Below are 22,977 nucleotides of genomic sequence, written 5' to 3' on the forward strand. Positions count from 1 at the left end.
GCGCAACGGTTGCTTAAAACTGAGCGGCTTTACCCTGGCTGCCAAACAGCCTGATTTTTTCGGCGACCTTGGCCTGCATCACATCACGGCCATGCCCGAGGGACACCGCCAAGACAAACTCGTGCGGATCTTTGTCGAGCACTTCAGCCATCCCCTGGGTGAAGGCCTGCCGCAGTTCGGTGTCCACGTTCACCTTGGCGACCCCCAGTGAGACCGCCTTACGGATCTGATCGTCCGGTACGCCGGAGCCGCCGTGCAGCACAATCGGCTTTTTGACGATCTCGCGGATCTCTTGCAAGCGCTCGAACGCCAGCTTGGGCTCCTGCTTGTACAGGCCATGAGCGGTGCCGATGGACACCGCCAGATAATCCACCGTGGTCGATTGAGCAAACTGCAGCGCTTCGTCACTGCTGGTGATCAGGGCGTCTTTTTCGTCGACCGAAATATCATCCTCGGTGCCGCCGATCTTGCCGATCTCACCTTCGACCCCAATGTTCAGCACGTGGGCAACGTCCGCCACGGCACGGGTGATCCGCACGTTTTCGTCAAATGACAGGTGAGAGCCGTCAAACATCACCGACTGGAACCCGGCCTGCACCGCCTGCATGGTCTGACCGAAGCTGCGGCTGTGATCCAGGTGGATGCACACCGGCACCGTGATATCGTGCATAAACGCATCGATCATCGCCTTCATGGGCTCCAGACCCATCACGCTAATCACTTTCTGCCCCACCTGGATCATGATCGGGGCCTGCTCCTGTTCGGCTGCCAGCAAAATGGCGCGAATGGTTTCGGCGTTGTGTGCGCTGAACGCGCCGATGGCATAGCCGTTTTCCCATGCATGTTGGATCATGGTGTTACCAGATAAATAAGGCATTTCTTCTCCCCTCTGCGCGCTGAATAGCAACCGCAATTACGTTAAGTGTTACGCGTGATTCGCTCTGCCCGAAGCAGCCCGAACCTGTTCCAAAATGGCACTCCAATCCTGACGCCCACGTCCGCTGGCCCGCGCCTGGCTGTAAACCTCGCGTGAGGCTGCCCCCATCGGCATGGCGACGTGTAACTGATTGGCCACATCCAGCGCTATGCCCAGATCCTTGTGCGCCAGATCGATCATGAACGCCGGGCTGAGATCGCCCTTCAGCACCTTGTTTGGCCAGGTGGTGGTGAAATGCCCCTTGCCTGCCGGCGTACCGCTCATCACTTGCAGTGCGACATCAAACGACAGCCCTAGCGCCTCGCACAGTACCGCAGCCTCGGCAGACAGCGCGTTGAGCGCGATGCTCATGTAGTTGTTGATCAGCTTCACGCGGATCCCCATGCCTGGCCCACCGGCGTTGATCAGCTCCGAGCCCATCGCCATCAGCACGGGCGTCGCACGCTCCACCTGCTCGGCAGTACCACCCGCCAGGATCAGCAACGTGCCAGCCTGAGCATGGTCTGAAGTCCGCCCGACCGGGGCATCCATCAGGCTAAAGCCCCGTGCCTGCATTTGGGCAATCAGCCGGTCCGTTTGCAGCGGGTGGATGGTGGACATATCCATCACCAATGCCGCAGGCGATAAGGTGCAGCACACCCCCTCGGCACCAAATAGCACCTCATGCACCAATTCGCCGTTAGGCAACATGGTGATGACGAACTCCGCGTCCAGTACCGCCTGCGCCGGGTTGGCTGCCGCCTTGGCCCCCTGAGCGACCAAGGCGCTGACCGCCACCGGGCTGATATCAAAAACGTTCAGCCGATGCCCCTGCTCGATCAGGTTGCTGGCCATCGGCGCGCCCATTTGCCCTAACCCGATAAATGCGATCTGTGCCATGGTTCTCTCCTGTTGGTTACCCTTGTCATCTCTGTGTCATTTCACCGACCACAAATCAGACCGTTTTTGTCTGTTTTTGATCGTATTTGTAATTTATGGTCAAAAAATTGACAGCCGTCACTCTTTTAACATTTGAGTGAATTAAAATGGTGGCAGCGTGATCGGCAGCCACTTTTTGCTGAAAACCGTTCGCTTACCACAGATCAACATCCAGGGATCCAGACCATGACTCGAATCGCATGCGTAGGCATTGCAGTGCAAGACCGTCTGTATTACGTAGAGAAACTGCCTGAGGGCGGGGGGAAATATGTTGCCACCGACTACCGCGAAATTGGCGGAGGCCCGGCGGCAACGGCTGCGGTGGCCGCAGCCAGGCTAGGTGCAGAAGTGGATTTCATTGGCCGGGTCGGCGACGATGCTACTGGGCAAACGCTGTTGGCCGAGCTGGGCAGCTATGGCGTGAATGTCAGACATGCGCGCCGTTGCCCACAGGCGCGCTCATCGCAATCGGCTGTGCTGGTGGACGCCCAGGGTGAGCGCATGATCATCAACCATCCCAGCCCAGATTTACCCGAGGATGCCGAATGGCTGCATGACATCGACTTTAGCCAGTACGACGTGGTGTTGGCGGACGTGCGTTGGCATCAAGGGGCATTGACCGCCTTCACCTTGGCCCGGCGCGCGGGTGTCACTACTCTGTTGGACGCCGATGTCACACCGCAGGATATCCGCCCGCTGGTTGCTTTGGCCGACCATGCCGCCTTCTCCGAACCGGGTTTGCTGCGGATGACGGGAAAAACGGATATCGAGCAGGGATTGCGTGCGGCAAAAAATGACAAAAACGGACAAGTTTATGTCACTCAGGGTAAACATGGCTGTTTCTGGCTGGAAAACGCTCAGCTTAAACATCAGCCAGGCTTTCCGGTTGAGGTGGTGGATACCACGGGAGCTGGCGACGTTTTTCACGGTGCACTGGCGGTAGCTCTGGGTTCACAATCCGATATAGCTCAGGCGGTGCGTTATGCCAATGCAGTTGCCGCATTGAAGTGTACCCGTCCTGGCGGGCGCGCTGGCATTCCCAACTGTGATCAAACTGACTCTTTCCTGGCCAGTTTTGTATAATATGGTTGGCCGATGACAATATTAAGGGAGTGGAGCATGAGTCTGACTGAACTTACCGGCAACCCACGCCACGATCAGCTGATCCAGTTGATCGCCAAGCGCGGCTATATGAACATCGACGAGCTGGCGCAATTGCTGGAAGTGTCAACGCAGACGGTCAGGCGCGATATCCGCAAACTGAGCGAGCAGGGGCTGATTAGCCGCCATCATGGGGGGGCGGGTCGTGCCTCTAGCGTGGTCAACACGGCCTTTGAGCAACGGGAACTCTCTTACACGCAAGAGAAGATAGCCATTGCGGAAGCCATTGCCGATTACATCCCCGATCGTTCCACCATTTTTATCACCATCGGCACCACCGTTGAGCATGTTGCCCGAGCGCTGATGAACCACAGCCACCTGCGCATCATTACCAACAGCCTGCGGGTGGCACATATCCTGTATAAAAACACCGAGTTCGAAGTGATGGTGCCGGGCGGTACGCTGCGGCCCAATAACGGCGGTATCATCGGCCCCAGCGCCGTAAGCTTTGTGGAAGGCTTTCGCGCCGACTATCTGATCACCAGCGTAGGGGCAATCGAAGCCAACGGCGATCTGCTGGAATTTGACGTGAATGAATCCAGCGTGGTGAAAGCGATGATGGCACATTCGCGTCATATTCTGCTGGCTGCGGACCACACCAAGTTCCATGCTTCGGCGGCAGTAGAAATCGGCAATACCCGACAGGCGACCGCGTTATTTACCGACCTACCTCCCCCCTCTGCAATGGGATCGGTGTTACAGCAGCAGCAAGTAGAACTGGTCGTTATTCCCACCAGCAGCGAAGAACCCACGCTCTGATCTACGCTGGTAAACCTGCTGATTTTCCTGCCGTTCATCAATGCACGCAGAACGTTACTATGCGTGCATTAATTACCCATTTGACGCTGCCAATATTCCCTGCAAATAGTTGCCATTATCGCCAATATATCCCGCCATTTCCTGTTGCTCATTACGGTTAAATAACCGCGTAAAAATCGGGTAATTATGCCCAATCATCAAACCTGATATCACTAGAAAAATCTTACGATATGAACATTGAGGGTTGTCTCAGAATGTCAGTGTGTTAGGGTATAGGGCACTCTTATTTTCTATTAGGACAATTTTAGCGTTTAATAATAAACCAAAGGAAACAGCGAATTGCATGGCAATTAAACTAGAAGTTAAAAATTTATATAAGATATTTGGTGAGCACCCGGAACGCGCATTTAAGCTGATAGACAAAGGTTTGACGAAAGACCAGCTGTTGGAAAAAACGGGGTTATCACTTGGCGTCAAGAACGCCTCTCTGGCCATTGAAGAAGGCGAGATATTTGTCATCATGGGGCTTTCCGGTTCCGGTAAATCCACCTTGGTACGCCTTCTCAATCGTCTGATAGAACCCACCCGCGGTGAGGTGCTGATTGACGGCGAGGATATATCAAAAATATCCGATACTGCGCTACGCACCGTACGGCGTAATAAGATCAGCATGGTGTTCCAGTCATTCGCCTTAATGCCACATATGAACGTATTAAATAATACCGCGTTCGGCATGGAATTAGCGGGTATTCCTTTACAGGAACGCCAGGAAAAAGCGCTGGACGCGTTGCGTCAGGTTGGGCTGGAAAATTATGCCAATGCTTATCCCGATGAACTGTCCGGTGGTATGCGCCAGCGTGTCGGCTTAGCCCGCGCCATGGCTAACGATCCGGATATATTGTTAATGGATGAAGCCTTCTCTGCGCTGGACCCATTAATTCGTGCCGAGATGCAGGATGAACTCGTCAAATTACAGGCGAAACATCAGCGCACCATCGTCTTTATTTCCCACGATCTGGATGAAGCGATGCGTATTGGCGACCGCATTGCCATTATGCAGGGCGGCGAAGTGATCCAGGTGGGTACCCCGGATGAAATATTAAATAATCCGGCCAACGATTATGTGCGCACCTTCTTCCGCGGCGTCGATATCAGCCACGTTTTCAGTGCCAAAGACATCGCCAAACGTCGCCCGGTGACCCTGATCCGTAAGACTCCCGGTTTTGGTCCGCGCTCTGCGTTGCAGATCCTGCGTGATGAAGACCGTGACTATGGCTACGTCCTCGAACGCGAGAAATTTATCGGCGTGGTATCGATAGACTCCCTCAAGCAGGCGCTGGCGGCTAAACAGACGCTGGACGACGCCTTGCTGGATGCCCCACTGCCCGTTCCGGCCGATATGCCGCTGAGCGAGCTGATCTCACTGGTAGCACAGGCCCCTTGCGCCGTGCCGGTGGTCGGGGAAGAGAACAACTATATCGGTATTATTTCCAAAGGCATGCTGCTGCAGGCTTTAGATAAAGAGGGCCCTACGAATGAGTGATAATCAGGATCCATGGGCAACGGCTGCCACATCCCCTAACGACGCCCCGGCAACCCAGGCTGCCACCAGCAGCGATCCCTGGGCAACCGGCGCACCGGCAGACAGCGTGCCCCATGATGCCGCTAATCAGGCCGCATCGAGCGCTGACTGGCTTAACAGCGCCCCAGTGGAGCCCGAGCACTTTAGCCTGCTGGATCCGTTCCACAAGGCTTGGGTGCCGTTTGACAGCTGGGTCACTCACGCCATTGATTGGCTGGTGCTGCACTTCCGTCCGCTGTTCCAGGGCATTCGCGTGCCGGTGGATTTCATCCTCAGCGGTTTCCAGCAGTTTTTGCTGGGTATGCCTGCTCCCGTCGCCATTTTGCTGTTCTCGCTGATCGCCTGGCAGATATCCAGCCTCGGCATGGGGGCAGCCACGCTGCTGTCGTTAGTCGCCATCGGCGCTATCGGGGCCTGGTCACAGGCGATGGTCACGCTGGCGCTGGTGCTCACCGCCCTGTTCTTCTGCATCTTGATCGGTCTGCCATTGGGCATATGGTTGGCCCGCAGCAAACATGCCGCCAAGGTGATCCGGCCACTGCTTGATGCCATGCAGACCACACCAGCCTTCGTCTATCTGGTGCCGATCGTCATGCTGTTCGGTATCGGTAACGTGCCAGGGGTGGTCGTCACGATCATCTTCGCCCTGCCGCCCATCGTGCGTCTGACGATCCTGGGCATCAAACAGGTGCCGGAAGATCTGATCGAAGCCGCCGAATCCTTCGGCTCCAGCCCTCGCCAACTGCTATTTAAAGTGCAGTTGCCGCTGGCCATGCCAACCATCATGGCCGGGGTTAACCAGACGCTGATGCTGGCATTGTCGATGGTGGTTATCGCCTCGATGATCGCCGTGGGCGGTCTGGGCCAGATGGTGCTGCGTGGCATCGGCCGCCTGGATATGGGGCTGGCCGCCGTGGGTGGCGTCGGTATCGTTATTCTGGCCATTATTCTCGATCGCCTCACCCAGTCACTGGGGCGCGATCGCCGCAGTAAAGGGCTAGGCCGCTGGTATACCCACGGCCCAATCGGGTTGATCGCTCGCCCGTTTATCAAAAAAGCCTGATTGTACTTCCCGCCAACGGCTTTCTGCCCTGGCGGGCTATCTCCAAACAACATCAATAACAGAGGAAAAACTATGCGCACTACAGGGATCTGGGCGATTGCCCTTACCACACTGCTTGGTTCACAGGTTGCTTCCGCTGCTGATTTGCCAGGAAAAGGTATTTCGGTACAACCGATACAGAGCACCATCTCCGAGGAAACCTTCCAGACGCTGCTGGTCAGCAGGGCATTGGAAAAGCTTGGTTATGACGTGAAAGAACCGCGTGAGGTGGACTACAACGTAGCCTACACTTCCATCGCCGCTGGGGATGCCACTTTTCTGGCGGTGAACTGGGATCAGTTGCACGCCGATCAGTATCAGGCCGCCGGGGGTGATAAAAAATTCTATCGTGAAGGGGCTTACGTCAGCGGTGCTGCTCAGGGCTACCTGATCGACAAAAAAACCGCCGACCAGTATCACATCACCAACGTTGAACAGCTAAAAGATCCGAAAATTGCCAAGCTGTTTGATACCAACGGTGACGGCAAGGCCGACCTGACCGGCTGTACCCCTGGCTGGGGCTGTGAGACGGTGATTAATCACCATATCGAAGCCTATGGCTTGGGCAAAACCGTGGAGCACAATCAGGGCAACTACGCCGCCATGATCTCCGATACCATCACCCGCTTCAAAGAAGGCAAACCGGTGCTGTATTACACCTGGACGCCGTACTGGGTCAGCGATGTCATGGTGCCAGGGCGTGACGTTGTCTGGTTGCAGGTGCCGTTCTCCTCCCTGCCGGGCGAGCTTAAAGATGTTGATACCAAGCTGCCGAACGGAGCCAACTATGGCTTCCCGGTCAACGCCATGCATATTGCCGCCAATAAGCAGTGGGCGCAGGCCAACCCTGCCGCCGCCAAGCTGTTCGCCATCATGAAACTGCCGATTGCCGACGTTAACGCGCAGAACCTGCGGATGCATGCAGGTCAGTCCTCCGAGGCTGACATCCAAAACCATGTCAATGGCTGGATCAAGGCTCACCAGGCTACGTTTGACGGCTGGGTGAAAACTGCCGCTGAAGCCGCCGCCAAGTCATAACAGCCCTCACCCCAACCCTCTCCCACAGGGAGAGGGAGCTGTTAGCCCCTGCTCTTTTGCCAAAAAAAGATAATCTCAGCAAACCCGATTGCCCTCTCCTACAAAGTACATCACCGAATTTTCAAACCCACTCGATCGGTTCCCTCTCTCTATGGGAGAGGGAGCTGTTAGCTCCTGCTCTTTTGCCCAAAAAGGGATAATCTCAGCAAACCCGATTGTCCTCTCCTCCAAAGTACATCACCGAATTTTCAAACCCACTCGTTCGGTTCCCTCTCTCTATGGGAGAGGGAGCTGTTAGCCCCTGCTCTTTTGCCAAAAAAAGATAATCTCAGCAAACCCGATTATTCTCTCCTCCAAAGTACATCACCGAATTTTCAAACCCACTCGATCGGTTCCCTCTTTCTATGGGAGAGGAAGCTGTTAACCCCTGCTCTTTTGCCCAAAAAGGGATAATCTCAGCAAACCCGATTGTCCTCTCCTCCAAAGTACATCACCGAATTTTCAAACCCACTCGATCGGTTCCCTCTCCCTGTGGGAGAGGGTTAGGGTGAGGGGGCACGTTTTCTTTGCTTATCTGACCGAGATCCTTCATGCGGCATACTGATAAAAATTATACATTGCCTTAACATTCCGTTGTGTCTGATACTTTGATCACAAATTTCCATTATTGAAAACCTATGAACCAACCAACCGAACACCCGGGCCTTAGCCCTGCACTGACACTGTTAATCGCGATGGCTACCGGCCTGGCGGTTGCCAGCAACTACTACGCCCAGCCGCTGCTGGAAACCATTGCACAAAACTTTAATCTATCGGTTAACCAAGCCGGATTTATCGTCACCGCTGCCCAGCTAGGCTATGCGGTTGGCCTGCTGTTTCTGGTGCCGTTGGGCGATATGTTTGAGCGCCGTGGGCTGATCGTCTTTATGACGCTGTTAGCCGCCGGAGGCATGCTGATCACCGCGTCCTCCAGCACCTTATCGATGATGATCCTCGGTACGGCTCTCACCGGTCTGTTCTCGGTGGTGGCCCAGCTTTTAGTGCCACTCGCCGCCACTTTGGCGCACCCGGCAAAACGCGGTAAAACCGTCGGTGTGATCATGAGCGGCCTGCTGCTCGGCATTCTGCTGGCACGTACCGTCGCCGGCGCTTTGGCGACCCTCGGCGGCTGGCGTACCATCTACTGGGTGGCCAGCGTATTGATGATCCTGATGGCCCTGCTGCTGTGGCGCGCCTTGCCACGCTATAAGCTGCATTCCGGCCTGAATTACCCGCAGTTGCTGAAATCCATCTTTTCCCTGTTCTGCTTCACCCCGTTGCTGCGTACCCGCGCAATCATTGGCGCTTTGTCGTTCGCCAACTTCAGCGTGCTGTGGACCTCAATGGCTTTCCTGCTGGCTTCCCCACCTTTCAGCTACTCCGAAGGCGTAATTGGGCTATTTGGCCTGGTGGGTGCTGCTGGCGCACTGGCTGCCTCACGCGCCGGTCATCTGGCCGATAAGGGCAAAGCAGGGCTAACCACCAGCGTCGGGCTGGTACTGCTGTTGCTGTCCTGGATCCCAATTGCGTTGGCGCCGTACTCTCTCTGGGCGCTGATTATCGGCATTCTGGTGCTGGATCTGGCGGTGCAGGGGGTGCATGTCACCAACCAAAGCGTGATTTACCGCATCATGCCGGAGGCGCGTAATCGCCTGACCGCCGGTTACATGACCAGCTATTTTATTGGGGGTGCCGTGGGGTCGGTGCTTTCCGCTGCTGCTTATCAACATGCTGGTTGGAACGGCGTAGCGGCGATTGGTGGCGTATTGTGCGTGCTGAATCTGCTGACCTGGTGGCGTGGCAAGCGCCATGACCCACAAGGGCCAGCCATCAGCTAGTTAGCAAGAAAATAATAACCCTTGAAATTTATTAGGCCACAGGGTGTAAAAATTACTTACACTCTGGTAATATTGTCGCGGTAAATTATTGGCGACCTATACACCCTGCGCCCCGGACCTCCATGAACGACCTTACTCACGTAAGATTTCTTTCTATCCCCCCGCAGGATGCCGTAGTTCTCCGCCCAATTTCATAAACAAACCTTACCTATCTCAGCCTGCGGAACGGCAGAATTTGTGCCTTCAATCACAAGACCTTAGGGTCTGTGGCGTTAAGCATTTACAAACAACTTACAAATGACACGAATTGCTAAATTATTCCCCTTGCTGAAGATTTACATTATTAATCACTATCGTTACTATACCGAACGAAATTAATGAGGCACTAAATTATGGAAAGCTCGTTTACCCCCATAGAGCAAATGCTGAATTTCCGCGCCAAACGTCAGAAAGACTTCCCATACCAGGAAATCCTGCTGACCCGCCTGTGTATGCATATGCAAGGCAAGCTGTTGGAAAATCGCAATAAAATGCTGAAAGCACAGGGAATTAACGAAACCTTGTTTATGGCTCTCATTACGCTGGATGCGCAGGAAAACCACAGTATTCAGCCTTCTGAGCTAAGCTCAGCCCTGGGTTCGTCACGCACCAATGCTACCCGCATTGCCGATGAACTAGAGAAACGCGGGTGGATCGAGCGCCGGGAAAGCGATCACGATCGCCGCTGCCTGCATCTGCATATGACCCAGGCTGGGGAAGCGTTTCTCGAACAATTGCTGCCACCGCAGCATAAATGTCTGCACTTTCTGTGGTCTACGCTGAACGACGAGGAGCAGCAGCAGCTTGAAATGCTGACGCGCAAATTGTTGACCCGTTTGGATCAGATGGAAGTTTCAGAACAGTTATCCCAATAATTCCTGTTCAGGTAATCATTTTATGCGATCCCCGTTAAACTGGAGATTCACCCCGCTGTTCGCCGTTCTGTTGCTGGCGGGGTGCGCATCTACCGATAATATTGCCCCGCAATCCAAGATGATGGATCCGCAACAGCTGCAGCTTGCCCAGCCGAAAGTCAGCTCGCTGGCCATCAGCCCGCAATGGTGGCGCACGCTTAACGATCCCCAGCTTGATAGCCTGATGACCCAGACGCTGCAAAACTCGCCTTCGCTGCAACAGGCGGGCGCTCGCGTGCGTGAAGCCCAAAGCGTGGCGGGGGAAGCCAGTGCTGCCAACGGCCCTAATCTGGATCTGAATGCCAGCATCAACCGTCAGCGTCTGGCGCAAAACACCAACCTGGGCTTTGGCTATCTGCCCAACCCGGTGTATGAGTCCACCAACTCGCTGGGTTTGAATCTGGCTTATGAGTTTGACTGGTGGGGCAAATATCGCAATCAGGTCAATGCGGCAAAAGCGCAGATCGATGCCGCTCGTGCCGAGCAGGCACAAGCCGCTCTGACGCTAACCAGTTCGGTTGCCTCTGCTTATTACCAGTTACAGGCGAATTACGCGCTGGAAAATGTGCTGCAACAAGAGGTGGATAACAATCAACGCCTGGCCGACCTGCGCCAAAAGCAATATAAAGCCGGGATCTACGGCGTGGAAATCCCGCAACAGACCCAGGCACAAGCCGACAGTGCCAAGCAGCAGATCATCCAGCTGCAGTCACAGATTGAACAACTGAAACACCAGTTGGCCGCCCTGGCCGGTCTTGGCCCGAATGCGATGCAGTCTCTGCATCCCGTGGCCATGCCAAGCGAAGAACAGTTAGCCCCCAAAGGCGAACTCACCGCGGATTTGCTGGGTAAACGCCCGGATATCGTGGCACAGCGCCAACTGGTGGAGTCCTATAACCAACGGGTCAGTGCGGCACGCAAAGAGTTCTACCCTAGCCTGTCGATCTCGGCCTTTGCTGGCTTGACCACCACCAACGTCGGCGGTACCAGCCCGAATCTGTTTGAAGCCGCCAGCCAGGCGTGGGGCGTGGTTCCAGCCATTTCCCTGCCTATCTTCCATGCCGGTGCGCTACGCAGCAAGCTGGGTGAAGAGTCCGCACTCTACGATCAGGCGGTAGGTTCCTATAACCAAACGCTCGTCAATGCGTTACAGGAAACGGCCGACGCCATCACCATTCAACAGAGCAGTAGCAAGCAGCTGCTGCAGGCAACCTCTGCCTCCCAATCCATGCAGGATGTGTACCGGGTCGCCAACGCCAAATACCAGGCAGGGATTATTGGGCGTGATGAACTGTTGACCAGCCAGACGCAGCTATTACAGCAGCAACAGGCGCAACTGAATGCCAGCAGCAACTTGATGCAGGCGAAGATAGCATTGGTACGCGCGTTGGGGGGTGGCTACCAGGCCCCGGCGGCAGCGGAACCTAAAGCATAATTTTAGAGCGTGGAGAATACCATGAGTGCAAGCGCGGAAACTCAAACCCCGCAGCAACCGGCTGGCAAAAAACGGCAGCGTAAATTCTGGCTGCTGCTGTTGACGTTTATTTTTGTGATTATTGGGGTGGCCTATTTAGTCTATTGGTTCCTGGTGCTGCGTCATCACCAAGAAACTGACGATGCCTACGTGGCCGGTAATCAGGTGCAGATCATGGCCCAGGTTTCCGGTAGCGTGAACAGCGTTACCTTTGATAACACCGACTTTGTCCGCAAAGGCGATGTGTTGTTAACACTGGATCCCACCGACGCCGAACAGGCGTTTGAGCGGGCCAAAACCGCGCTGGCCAACAGCGTGCGCCAAACGCATCAGTTGGTGATCAACGGTAAGCAGTATCAGGCTAACATTGCGCTGCGCAAATCCGAGCTGAGCAAGGTAGAAAACGATCTCAAGCGTCGTATCGTGCTGGGCAACGCCGATGCGATTGGCCGCGAAGAGCTGCAACATGCGCGTGACGCGGTAGACAATGCCAAAGCGGCACTGGAAGTCGCAGTCCAGCAATACAATGCCAATCAGGCGATGGTGCTGAATACCCCGTTGGATAAACAACCCGCCGTGCTGCAAGCCGCCGCACAGATGCGCGACGCCTGGATGGCGCTGCAGCGTACCCGCATCGTCAGCCCAATCACCGGCTTCGTTTCACGCCGCAGCGTGCAAGTGGGGGCGCAGATCTCCCCAGGGATGCCTCTGATGGCCGTAGTAGCACCGGATCATGTCTGGGTGGATGCCAACTTTAAAGAAACGCAGATCGCCAATATGCGTATCGGCCAAGAGGCTACCGTAGTGAGTGACCTATACGGTAGCGACGTGGTGTTCAAAGGCAAGGTCGTGGGTATCGATATGGGCACCGGCAGCGCGTTCTCACTGCTGCCTGCACAGAACGCTACCGGCAACTGGATCAAAGTGGTGCAGCGTTTACCCGTGCGTATCGAACTGGACGCACAACAGGTTGCTGAGCATCCTCTGCGTATCGGCCTTTCTACGCTGGTCAAAGTCGATACCACCAATCTGGACGGCCTGGTGCTCTCCGATACGGTACGTCAAAAACCGCTGTTTGAAACCAGCGCGCTGACGCTGGATCTGGCGCCGGTGAATCAGATGATCGCCGATGTGATCCATGCAAACGCCGGTTAAGCGAGCGGGAGGCTACCTTGGCACAGAAACCGCTTGAAGGTGCCCAGCTCGCCTGGATGACGGTCGCGCTCGCCATGGCGACCTTTATGCAGGTGCTGGACTCCACCATTGCCAACGTGGCGATACCGACCATTTCGGGTAACCTCGGGTCTTCCAACTCGCAGGGGACCTGGGTGATCACCTCGTTTGGGGTGGCCAACGCCATCTCCATTCCGATCACCGGCTGGTTGGCGAAACGCGTGGGTGAAGTTCGCCTGTTCCTGTGGTCCACGGCGCTGTTCGCCCTGGCCTCCTGGCTGTGCGGTATTTCCAACAGTCTGGGCATGCTGATCTTCTTCCGCGTGATCCAGGGCGTAGTGGCAGGGCCGTTGATCCCACTGTCGCAGAGTTTGTTGCTGAATAACTATCCCCCCGCCAAGCGATCGATGGCCCTGGCGCTATGGTCGATGACCGTGATCGTCGCGCCGATTTTCGGGCCGATCCTTGGCGGCTATATCAGCGATAACTATCACTGGGGCTGGATCTTCTTCATCAACATCCCGATTGGGCTGTTCGTGATCCTGGTTGCCATGTCGACGTTGAAAGGCCGGGAAACCAAAACCGAGATCAAACCGATCGATACCGTCGGGCTGGTGCTGTTGGTGGTGGGTATCGGTGCGCTACAGATTATGCTCGATCAGGGCAAGGAGCTGGACTGGTTCAACTCGACCGAAATTATTGTCCTGACCGTCGTGGCCGTGGTGGCGTTAGTGTTCCTGGTGGTGTGGGAGCTGACGGACGATCACCCGGTGGTGGATCTGTCGCTGTTCAAATCGCGCAACTTTACCATCGGCTGTCTGTGTATCAGCCTGGCTTACATGCTGTATTTCGGGGCGATCGTGCTGTTGCCACAGTTGCTGCAGGAGGTATATGGCTACACCGCCACCTGGGCCGGCTTGGCGTCTGCGCCGATCGGGTTGCTGCCGGTGATCTTGTCACCGATTATCGGCCGCTTCGGTAACCGGCTGGATATGCGCCGTTTGGTCACCTTCAGCTTCATCATGTATGCCGTGTGCTTCTACTGGCGCGCCTACACGTTTGAACCGGGGATGGATTTTGGCGCTTCCGCCTGGCCGCAGTTCTTCCAGGGTTTTGCCATCGCCTGCTTCTTTATGCCGCTGACGACCATTACCCTGTCCGGGTTGCCGCCGGAGCGCATAGCGGCAGCATCGAGCCTGTCGAACTTTACCCGTACCTTGGCGGGCTCTATCGGCACCTCGATCACCACCACGCTGTGGACCAGCAGGGAGGCGATGCACCACTCGCACCTGACCGAGTTTGTGAATCCGTTCAACCCGCAGTCGCAGGAGATGTACAGCAAACTGGAGCAGCTAGGCATGAGTAAACAGCAGGCTTCGGCGTATATCGCCAACGAGATCACCGCGCAGGGGCTGATCATCTCGGCCAACGAGATATTCTGGCTATCTGCAGGGGTGTTCCTGATATTGCTGGCGCTAGTCTGGTTCGCCAAACCACCGTTCAGTTCCGGCGGCGGCGGGGGCGGAGCCCACTGATCGAGTCACGCCCATAAACTCCAATGGAAGTGGCTAAAAATCTGCTGTGATATGGGGCGGTTCAAAGATGGACCGCCTCATAGAATTTTCCCCAGCGACCTGATTTTGTGGATTTTGGGTACATAAAAGACAACAATAATGCCGCAGTGCCAGAATGGATATTAGTTGAATTTATAAACTTTTCTAACAGGGAATCTCTGGGCTAAAAGCATGATAAAACAAACACTGATCGCAGCAATGAGCCTTGGTATGGTTGGTTGTGCTGGCATGAAAATACCTGCCTACACAGAAGTCAAAGCAAGTCCGTATTATGATGAATGCCGCGAGTTCGCCGCCGATGTGTATAACAATGATGGGTACAGCAAACTCGTCAATGACACAGTACTACGCATGAACGAGCAAAAAGCTCAGGCTATCGTGTCTGGATGTGTGGTCTCTATGGGAAAAAACAGTCTAGAAGAAGCCAAACTTGATATGAAACAAAAGGCCGTCACTTACGGAATCATCAGCGCGGCTTGCGACACCGCTTCGTGCCAGGCTGATACGGAACAACAGCTGAAAGCTTTTACCCTTGGCAGCTTTTATGCGACACAAAAGAAATTTCCTGAGGAAAAGAAAGTTGAGAAAGCTGATTTTTAAGAGTGAGCCAGATTATCGATCGTCAGTGCGCTCATTTTAGTCTTATCCCTTCTCATTGTTATTTTGCCCAGTCCTCCAACATCAGGTCCGTTACCCGTTCAAACTTCCGCGTATTATTGGTCACCAGAATCGCACCGGTCGCAATGGCATGACCAGCGATCGCACTTGTCCCTGTAAACCCTATACTGAGAAACCGCTAGTACGGCAGGTTTCTGTACGTATGTTGTAGCGAACAAGGATATGCCTAGATGAATACGAATGAGGGGGAGCTTTTTGAGCATAGTAGTCAGCCGGTTTTTCTACTGACTCTGATAGATCAAAGCCCTGGCTTTGCGGCCAGGGCTTTGTCATTAATCGGATTTTATACAGCCTAAAGCATTACGCCTGGTTCTGACGCCACCAGTCGGCCAACAGAATACCGGTTGCTACCGAGACGTTCAGGCTTTCTACTTTGCCAGTCCCGCCGATAGACACGCTCATATCACCCTGTTGCCAAGCGCTGTCACTCAGGCCATCACGTTCCTGGCCCAATACCAGCACCATCTTGGTTGGCAATTTAGCCTGCGCCAACGGCGTGCCTTTATGGCTGGACGTGGTGACGATGGTGTAACCCGCTTTGCGGAATGTATCCAGCACGGACAGGAAGTCATCAGCATTGATTGCCTTGATGTGTTCCGCCCCGCCTTCAGCCGTACGCACCGCGGCACCAGACTCCAGCACCGCTGGATCCTGAAGCAATACGCCGTTCACGCCAAAGTGAGCACAAGAACGAACGATCGCCCCCAGGTTGTGTGGGTTGCCCACTTCTTCCAGTGCCAGCACGCAATCTTTGGCCGGTGCGTTCTGCAGGTAAGCCTGCGCATCCAAACCTTGACGCTTTTTAATCAGGAAGCACACGCCGCCGTGATGTTCGGTACCGGACGCTTTGGCCAGTTCCTCTTCATCCACCACATGGTAAGCCTTGCGGTTAGCCGCCATCCAGCGCAGTGCCTCACGGAAACGTGGGGTTACGGATTGCACAAACCAGGCACGGACGATGGCATCTGGACGGCTGGCGAACAGAGCTTTACAGGCGTTCTCGCCGTAAACACGGGTTTCTTCCGCACGTTGGCGGCGCAGCTGCTCAGGGTCGATAAAGCTTTTGCCACTGATGCCACCATGATCGAACGCCGGTTCTTCTTGCGGAGCACGAGACACGGTTTTCCACGGTGATTCATAACCACCGCTGTCTTCGGTACGCGCCGGACGACGAGGACGATCGCTTTCACTGCTGCTGCGACGGGGATCGGCACCCCGACGGTCACCACCGCGCGCCTTATCCTGACCGGCACGGCCAGAGCGTGCATTGTCAGCCGGGCGGCCTTTGCCGTCAGGTCGTTTATTCTTGTTACGGTTGTCGCCGCTATCGTCGTCACTACGGACGAACATCACTTTAACCTTACCGTTCTTGCCACTAAATGAATCGTTCATTGTCTTCTCCACCAACGCGCAGGGCGCGAAGATTACCTGATGTTGGTGCGCTAAGCCACCAACTTGCGCTAAAAGCTGGCATCTATCAAATTCATCGAACAAATCACTTGGTCGAATGCCGCGCTTTTACCGATAATAAGCAACATTAAAAATACATATTCGCAGCTCATTGTGCTGCGTCAGCCCCAGAGGTAATCATGAATACAGTTTGTGCAGCTTGTAATGCCACCAACCGCGTGCCGGAAGAACGTCTGGCGGACGGCGCTAAATGTGGCCGCTGCGGCCATGAATTGTTCGACGGTGAAGTGATTAACGCCACCGCCGCCACGTTGGACCAGCTCCTGCAAGACGACTTGCCGATCGTGGTCGATTTCTGGGCCCCGTGGTGTGGCCCGTGCCGCAGCTTCGCGCCGATCTTTGAAGATGTGGCACAGGAGCGCGCTGGCAAGGTGCGTTTCGTGAAGGTCAACACCGAAGCCGAACCCGAGTTGAGCGCACGCTTCCGCATTCGCAGCATCCCTACCATCATGGTGTTCCGTGAAGGCAAGATGGTCGATATGCTCAACGGCGCGATGCCGAAAGCGCCGTTCGATAACTGGCTTAACGAGCTAGTTTAACGCAAAAGCGCTTACTATGCCGCCAGTTGTTGTCGGCATCTCATCACCCAGAAAGCCCGTGCGCCTCTCCCGCCGGGCTTTTTTCTGCGCTACAATGGCGGTTTTTCAGGATAGTTATGACTGACAACGCCGTACTTCGTCTACGCCAAGACCGTTTAGACCGCGCCACCCGACCGTTTCTGGCCAGAGGTAGCCGCGCCGTGCGCTGTCAGGGTTGTTTGCTACCGCAGCAAAACTGCCTGTGTGCCACCATCAAACCGCAGCAGGCCAACAGCCGCTTTTGCCTGATCATGTTCGGGGCAGAGCCGTTAAAGCCCAGCAATACCGGCCGCCTGATCGCCGATATCCTGCCTGATACCCTGGCGTTTACCTGGTCACGCACCGAAGTCGATCCGGGCCTGCTGGCTACCATCAACGATCCCACTCGTCAGCCCTACGTGGTATTCCCGGCCTCTTATGCCGATACGGATCGCCCGGTGGTTAGTAGCCTGCCCGCAGGTGGCAAGCCGCCTTTATTTATCATGCTCGACGGTACCTGGTCGGAAGCGCGCAAAATGTTCCGTAAAAGTCCCTATCTGAATCAGTTTCCAGTCTTTTCACTGAACGTGTTGGCCTCGTCAGACTATTTGCTACGTATTGCCAGCCGCCCTGAACAGCACTGTACGGCAGAAGTCGCTGCCGCCCTGCTGCAACAGGCAGGAGATGAACAGGCCGCGACCGGGCTGAGCCAACATTTCAATTACTTCCGTGAACAGTATCTGGCCGGGAAACCTCACCGCCCAGAGGCACCGGTCACAGCAAATCAGCCACAAAGCGCCTAGAATCAGACGATAATTTGCCTCTTTCAGGCAAACCGGTCAGGAGCAGGAGCCGCATATGAGCCAGAGAGGGTTAGAAGCGCTATTACGTCCCAAATCGATTGCCGTGCTCGGCGCTTCGCAACAGCCCGGCCGGGCTGGCTACCTGATGATGCGCAATCTGCTGGCTGGCGGTTTTACCGGCCCTATCCTGCCTGTCACGCCGCGCTATAAGGCAGTCTGCGGCGTGATGGCCTATCCCGACGTAGCCAGCCTGCCGCTAACCCCCGATCTGGCCGTGCTGTGTACCAATGCCCAGCGTAACCTGGCACTGATCGAAGCCCTGGGTGAGCGGGGCTGCAAAACTGCCATCGTACTTTCCTCCCCAGTGGAACAATTCGCCGAGCTGAAAGCCACCGCACAACGTTACTCAATGCGCCTGCTGGGGCCAAACAGCCTGGGCTTGCTGGCGCCTTGGCAAGGGATCAACGCCAGCTTTTCGCCGGTCCCCATTCAGAAAGGCAAGCTGGCGTTTATCTCCCAGTCTGCCGCCGTGGCGAATACCATTCTGGACTGGGCGCAACAACGGGAGGTTGGCTTCTCCTACTTCATCGCGTTAGGGGATAGCCTGGATATCGACGTCGACGATCTGCTCGACTTCCTGGCCCGCGACAGCAAAACCAGCGCCATTCTGCTGTATCTGGAAAACATCAACGACGCGCGGCGTTTCCTTTCCGCCTCCCGCAGTGCCTCGCGCAATAAGCCGATCCTGGTGATCAAAAGTGGCCGTAGCCAACAGGCACAGCTACTGCTCAACAGCCAGCAGGGATTGGACGCCGCTTACGATGCTGCCATCCAACGCGCCGGTTTGCTGCGTGTACAGGATACTCACGAGCTGTTTTCCGCCGTGGAAACCTTAAGCCATATGCACCCGCTGCGCGGTGAGCGGCTAATGATTATCAGCAACGGTGCAGCCCCCGCAGCCATGGCGCTGGACGAATTACTCTCCCGCAACGGTAAGCTGGCAACGTTGACGGATGAGACTCAGGAGAAGCTGAGCGCAGCGCTGCCGGAGTTTATCCGGCCAGGAAATCCTATCGATCTGCGTGATGATGCAACCCCCAAGCGCTATCTGGCAGCTCTGCAACCGCTGCTCGACAGCCACGACTATGACGCCCTGCTGCTGATCCATGCCCCTAGCGCCGCCTCTCCGGGCACTGAGACCGCCGAACGGTTGATCGAGGCCATCCGCCAGCACCCACGTGGGAAACGCATTACGCTGTTAACCAACTGGTGTGGCGAATACTCCTCTCAGGAGGCCCGCCGCCAATTTACCGAGGCAGGGATCCCAACCTATCGCACGCCAGAAGGCGCGGTCACCGCGTTTATGCATATGGTGGAATACCGCCGTAACCAGAAGCAGCTCAAGGAAACTCCGGCGCTACCGATTGGGCTTACGGCCAATACCGCTGCCGCGCACCAGTTAATCCATCAGGCGTTGGCCGAAGGGGCTAGCCAGTTGGATACCCATGAAGTCCAACCAATTTTGCAGGCTTACGGCCTCAGCACCCTGCCAACCTGGATTGCCAGTGACAGCGCAGAAGCGGTGCACATTGCCGAACAGATTGGCTACCCGGTAGCACTGAAGCTGCGCTCTCCGGATATCTCACATAAATCCGAAGTTCAGGGGGTCATGCTTTATTTACGTACCGCCACCGAGGTGCAGCGGGCGGCGGAAGCGATCCTCGACCGGGTGAAACGTACTTATCCGCAGGCGCGCATCCACGGTCTGTTAGTGCAAAGCATGGCCAACCGTGCCGGAGCACAGGAATTGCGTATTGCCGTTGAACAGGATGCGACCTTCGGCCCGTTGATAATGCTGGGCGAAGGTGGCATCGAATGGCGCAAGGAAAACCAGGTCGCCGTTGCCCTGCCGCCGCTGAATATGGCGCTGGCGCGTTATCTGGTGTTGCAGGCGGTGAAAGGAGGCAAAATCCGTGGGCGCAGTGCGCTGCGGCCGCTTGATATCCCCGGCTTAAGCCGCCTGTTGGTGCAGGTTTCCAACCTGATCCTCGACTGCCCGGAGATCTCACGCCTCGATATTCATCCGGTATTAGCCTCCGGCAGCGAGTTTACCCTGCTGGACGTTTCCATGCAGTTAACGCCTTTCAGTGGCGATCCACAGGCACGCTTGGCGATCCGCCCTTATCCCCATGAGCTGGAAGAAACCATTGAATTAAAAGACGGTTCTCAATGCCTGTTCCGCCCGATCCTGCCGGAGGATGAACCGGCGCTGAAGCACTTTATCGACCGTGTCACCAAGGAAGATCTCTATTACCGCTACTTTAGTGAGATCAACGAGTTTAGCCACGACGATTTGGCTAACATGACCCAAATCGACTACGATCGAGAAATGGCTTTCGTAGCAGTACGCGATGGCGAAGAGATCATCGGCGTCACGCGCGCCCTGTCAGATCCCGACAACACCGACGCCGAATTCGCCGTGCTGGTGCGTTCCGATCTGAAAGGTCTGGGTCTGGGCCGGCAGCTCTTGATGAAAATGATTAGCTATGCGCGAGCGCAAGGCCTGGCCCGCCTGACAGGCATTACCATGCCGAATAACCGCGGAATGGTCACGCTGGCACAAAAGCTGGGGTTCAAGGTCGATGTGCAAATTGACGAAGGGATTGTCAATTTAACCCTGCCGCTACAGGATGGGGCGACGCCGTGACCGCTGTCGCAATGTAATACGAATCCACTACTTAACGCCAAAACATACGCACAATCGGGGCAACTAGTGGTATTATCGCCCGATTGTTCGAAGCATTTTATTCATGGAAGTGGCGTTCCGGCCATCCAAATATGAGAGAAGAAGCGCACTGTGATGTTGTCAAAATTTAAACGTAGCAAACATCAACAACACCTTGCACAACTGCCCAAACTCCCCCAGACGGTTGCTGATGTCCGTACCCTTTTTACGCCGGCTGATTTCCGTGCAACGCTGCTGGAATCGATCGCTAACGCAACAACCCGTATTTATCTGGTAGCGCTCTATCTGGAGCATGACGATGCGGGCCGCGACATCCTCAATGCGCTCTATCAAGCCAAGCAGCAGCGCCCTGAGCTGGAGATCTGCGTGTTGGTAGACTGGCATCGTGCTCAACGTGGGCGTATCGGTGCGGCAGCGGCCAATACCAATGCCGACTGGTACTGCGCCATGGCTGCACAGCACCCGCAGGTTTCGGTGCCGATTTACGGCGTTCCGGTCAATACTCGCGAAGCGCTGGGCGTACTGCATTTGAAGGGCTTTGTCGTTGACGATACGGTGTTCTACAGCGGTGCCAGCATTAATGATGTCTATCTGCACCAGCATGATAAGTATCGTTACGATCGCTATCAGCTGATCACCAATAATCTGTTGGCGGTGACCCTGTGCGATTACATCAAACAGCATCTGTTAACCGCCGGTGCCGTGCAGCGTCTTGATCGTGCTGACAGGCCCAAAAGCCTCGAGATCAAAAACGAAATCCGCCTGTTCCGCTTTGCCCTTCGCCGTGCCGCCTATCAATTTCAGGGGAACGCCAGTAATGATGAGCTGGCCGTCACCCCGTTAGTCGGCCTGGGCAAACAGAGCATTCTGAACAAAACGATCCACCACCTGATGTCCAGCACCGATCAGAAACTGACGCTGTGCACGCCTTACTTCAACCTGCCAGCCTTGCTGGTGCGCAATATCATTTATCTGCTGCGCCAAGGGAAACAGGTGGAGATCATCGTGGGTGACAAGACGGCCAATGACTTCTACATTCCTGAAGATCAGCCGTTCAAGATTATCGGCGCGCTGCCTTATCTCTATGAAATCAACCTGCGCCGCTTCCTGAGCCGCCTGCAACGCTATGTTGATACCGGCCAGCTGATTGTGCGCCTGTGGAAAGACGGCGATAACAGCTATCACCTCAAAGGGATGTGGGTCGATGACGAGTGGCAGTTGATCACCGGTAACAACCTCAACCCGCGCGCCTGGCGGCTGGATCTTGAAAACGCCATTCTGTTCCACGATCCCAAGCGCGAAATGCAGGAACAGCGGCATAAAGAGTTGGAAACGATCCGTACCCATACCACGGTGGTGGGCCACTATCTCGAATTGCAAAGCATTCAGGAATATCCGGTCAAGGTGCGCAAACTGATCCGTCGTCTGCGTCGGATCCGTATCGATCGCTTGATTAGCCGTATACTGTAAACTCGCTATAATTAACTGCACCACAGCCCGGCAATGCCGGGCTTTTTTGTCCATATTGAGACAGGATGTTTTCACTATGCGCCCACTCCGTCTGCTCATCCTCCTTCCGGTATTGTTGTTCTCCAGTGGCTGTACCCATATGGCCAATGATAGTTGGACCGGCAAAGACAAGGCTCAACACTTTGTCGCTTCCGCTGCATTTGCGGCCGCTGGCGCGGCTTATGGCGATCACCAGAACTGGAATGAGGCACGTAGCCGCAGTTTTGGCCTGCTATTTTCGATTGGCCTGGGCGCAGCGAAAGAACTGTATGACAGTCGGGAAGGCGGTACGGGCTGGAGCTGGAAGGATTTTGCCTGGGATGTGGCAGGGGCTGCGACAGGGTACAGTATTTATCATCTGGCGCGTTAAGGGTTAGTTAATTTGTCAGAGCGAGTCATACCCTTCCCCTCACCCCCTACCCCAGGAGAGGGAACAGCTCGAGCTCGCTGTTTTCTCTGCGTCATACCCCATCCTTAGGCTGACTCATCACTGCCGAAGTGATATGGCTAATCAAAGGTTCCCACTTCCCGAAGCAGTACGAGCTTATCCACGATGCCGGACGGCTCCCTCTCCCCTACACAAGTATTCAGGGTGTTCTCGGTTGGTACTCTGGGAGAGGGTTGGGGTGAGGGGCATTTCCATTTCCGACCCATAGCAAAAAGCCC

General features: G+C 55.4%; 19 protein-coding genes and 1 pseudogene. 16 read left to right on the forward strand and 4 right to left on the reverse strand.

Annotation, left to right across the window (positions count from 1 at the left end):
- Window positions 1-13: 13 nt before the first annotated feature.
- Both N6G83_RS27550 and yihU read right to left on the reverse strand, forming a co-directional pair.
- Window positions 14-877, reverse strand: a complete 864-nt coding sequence (locus N6G83_RS27550; protein ID WP_211135578.1) for a ketose-bisphosphate aldolase — start codon at window positions 875-877, stop codon at window positions 14-16.
- 48 nt (window positions 878-925) lie between these two features.
- Window positions 926-1,816 (reverse strand): sulfolactaldehyde 3-reductase, encoded by an 891-nt coding sequence (gene yihU, locus N6G83_RS27555; RefSeq protein ID WP_211135579.1) that lies wholly within the window; start codon window positions 1,814-1,816, stop codon window positions 926-928.
- Window positions 1,817-2,041: 225 nt separating this feature from the next.
- Here yihU and N6G83_RS27560 point away from each other — a divergent pair, with 225 nt between their 5' ends.
- The 11 genes from N6G83_RS27560 to N6G83_RS27610 all read left to right on the forward strand — a co-directional run bounded on the left by N6G83_RS27560 (window position 2,042) and on the right by N6G83_RS27610 (window position 15,148).
- Window positions 2,042-2,938 (forward strand): sugar kinase, encoded by an 897-nt coding sequence (locus N6G83_RS27560; RefSeq protein ID WP_211135580.1) that lies wholly within the window; start codon window positions 2,042-2,044, stop codon window positions 2,936-2,938.
- A 36-nt stretch (window positions 2,939-2,974) separates the two neighbouring features.
- Entirely contained in the window at window positions 2,975-3,775 is an 801-nt protein-coding gene (locus tag N6G83_RS27565; protein ID WP_024530699.1) for a DeoR/GlpR family DNA-binding transcription regulator, read from the forward strand.
- 343 nt (window positions 3,776-4,118) lie between these two features.
- Window positions 4,119-5,318, forward strand: coding sequence for a glycine betaine/L-proline ABC transporter ATP-binding protein ProV (proV, locus tag N6G83_RS27570; RefSeq protein WP_024530698.1), 1,200 nt, complete (start codon window positions 4,119-4,121; stop codon window positions 5,316-5,318).
- Window positions 5,311-6,420, forward strand: a complete 1,110-nt coding sequence (gene proW / locus N6G83_RS27575; RefSeq protein ID WP_024484842.1) for a glycine betaine/L-proline ABC transporter permease ProW — start codon at window positions 5,311-5,313, stop codon at window positions 6,418-6,420. The genes proV and proW overlap by 8 nt, the downstream gene beginning before the upstream one ends.
- Window positions 6,421-6,492: 72 nt before the next feature.
- Entirely contained in the window at window positions 6,493-7,497 is a 1,005-nt protein-coding gene (gene proX / locus N6G83_RS27580) for a glycine betaine/L-proline ABC transporter substrate-binding protein ProX (protein ID WP_211135581.1), read from the forward strand.
- Between the two features lie 677 nt (window positions 7,498-8,174).
- Window positions 8,175-9,374 (forward strand): MFS transporter, encoded by a 1,200-nt coding sequence (locus N6G83_RS27585; protein ID WP_211135582.1) that lies wholly within the window; start codon window positions 8,175-8,177, stop codon window positions 9,372-9,374.
- Window positions 9,375-9,766: 392 nt separating this feature from the next.
- A complete protein-coding gene (gene mprA / locus N6G83_RS27590) occupies window positions 9,767-10,288 on the forward strand; it encodes a transcriptional repressor MprA (RefSeq protein WP_021178983.1) in 522 nt (173 codons plus the stop codon).
- A 22-nt stretch (window positions 10,289-10,310) separates the two neighbouring features.
- Window positions 10,311-11,762 carry an efflux transporter outer membrane subunit gene (locus tag N6G83_RS27595; RefSeq protein WP_024484846.1) on the forward strand — a complete coding sequence of 484 codons (1,452 nt, stop codon included), beginning with the start codon at window positions 10,311-10,313 and terminating at the stop codon, window positions 11,760-11,762.
- A 21-nt stretch (window positions 11,763-11,783) separates the two neighbouring features.
- Window positions 11,784-12,956 (forward strand): multidrug efflux MFS transporter periplasmic adaptor subunit EmrA, encoded by a 1,173-nt coding sequence (gene emrA, locus N6G83_RS27600; RefSeq protein WP_024530693.1) that lies wholly within the window; start codon window positions 11,784-11,786, stop codon window positions 12,954-12,956.
- 17 nt (window positions 12,957-12,973) lie between these two features.
- Window positions 12,974-14,509 (forward strand): multidrug efflux MFS transporter permease subunit EmrB, encoded by a 1,536-nt coding sequence (emrB, locus tag N6G83_RS27605; protein ID WP_024530692.1) that lies wholly within the window; start codon window positions 12,974-12,976, stop codon window positions 14,507-14,509.
- Between the two features lie 210 nt (window positions 14,510-14,719).
- Window positions 14,720-15,148: a hypothetical protein gene (locus N6G83_RS27610; protein WP_065686689.1), complete on the forward strand. Its 429-nt coding sequence runs from the start codon at window positions 14,720-14,722 to the stop codon at window positions 15,146-15,148.
- A gap of 58 nt (window positions 15,149-15,206) precedes the next feature.
- On the opposite strand, the pseudogene N6G83_RS27615 reads toward N6G83_RS27610, so the two are convergent.
- Window positions 15,207-15,314 (reverse strand): annotated as a pseudogene (locus tag N6G83_RS27615) (VapC toxin family PIN domain ribonuclease); the annotation flags it as partial.
- Between the two features lie 212 nt (window positions 15,315-15,526).
- Window positions 15,527-16,618, reverse strand: coding sequence for a tRNA/rRNA methyltransferase (locus N6G83_RS27620; RefSeq protein WP_021178989.1), 1,092 nt, complete (start codon window positions 16,616-16,618; stop codon window positions 15,527-15,529).
- 197 nt (window positions 16,619-16,815) lie between these two features.
- On the opposite strand from N6G83_RS27620, the gene trxC reads away from it, so the two are divergent.
- The 5 genes from trxC (at window position 16,816) to N6G83_RS27645 (ending at window position 22,681) form a co-directional block, all read left to right on the forward strand.
- A complete protein-coding gene (trxC, locus tag N6G83_RS27625) occupies window positions 16,816-17,235 on the forward strand; it encodes a thioredoxin TrxC (protein ID WP_021807597.1) in 420 nt (139 codons plus the stop codon).
- Window positions 17,236-17,351: 116 nt separating this feature from the next.
- Window positions 17,352-18,056: a tRNA-uridine aminocarboxypropyltransferase gene (locus N6G83_RS27630; protein WP_211135583.1), complete on the forward strand. Its 705-nt coding sequence runs from the start codon at window positions 17,352-17,354 to the stop codon at window positions 18,054-18,056.
- Window positions 18,057-18,111: 55 nt separating this feature from the next.
- Entirely contained in the window at window positions 18,112-20,763 is a 2,652-nt protein-coding gene (locus tag N6G83_RS27635; protein WP_065686691.1) for a bifunctional acetate--CoA ligase family protein/GNAT family N-acetyltransferase, read from the forward strand.
- Window positions 20,764-20,916: 153 nt separating this feature from the next.
- Window positions 20,917-22,272 (forward strand): CDP-diacylglycerol--serine O-phosphatidyltransferase, encoded by a 1,356-nt coding sequence (pssA, locus tag N6G83_RS27640; RefSeq protein WP_211135584.1) that lies wholly within the window; start codon window positions 20,917-20,919, stop codon window positions 22,270-22,272.
- A 76-nt stretch (window positions 22,273-22,348) separates the two neighbouring features.
- The gene (locus N6G83_RS27645; RefSeq protein WP_037435468.1) at window positions 22,349-22,681 is read left to right on the forward strand and encodes a YfiM family lipoprotein; all 333 of its coding nucleotides are present in this window, start codon (window positions 22,349-22,351) and stop codon (window positions 22,679-22,681) included.
- Window positions 22,682-22,977: the final 296 nt, after the last annotated feature.

The sequence above is a fragment of the Serratia sp. PL7 genome, assembly GCF_945957435.1.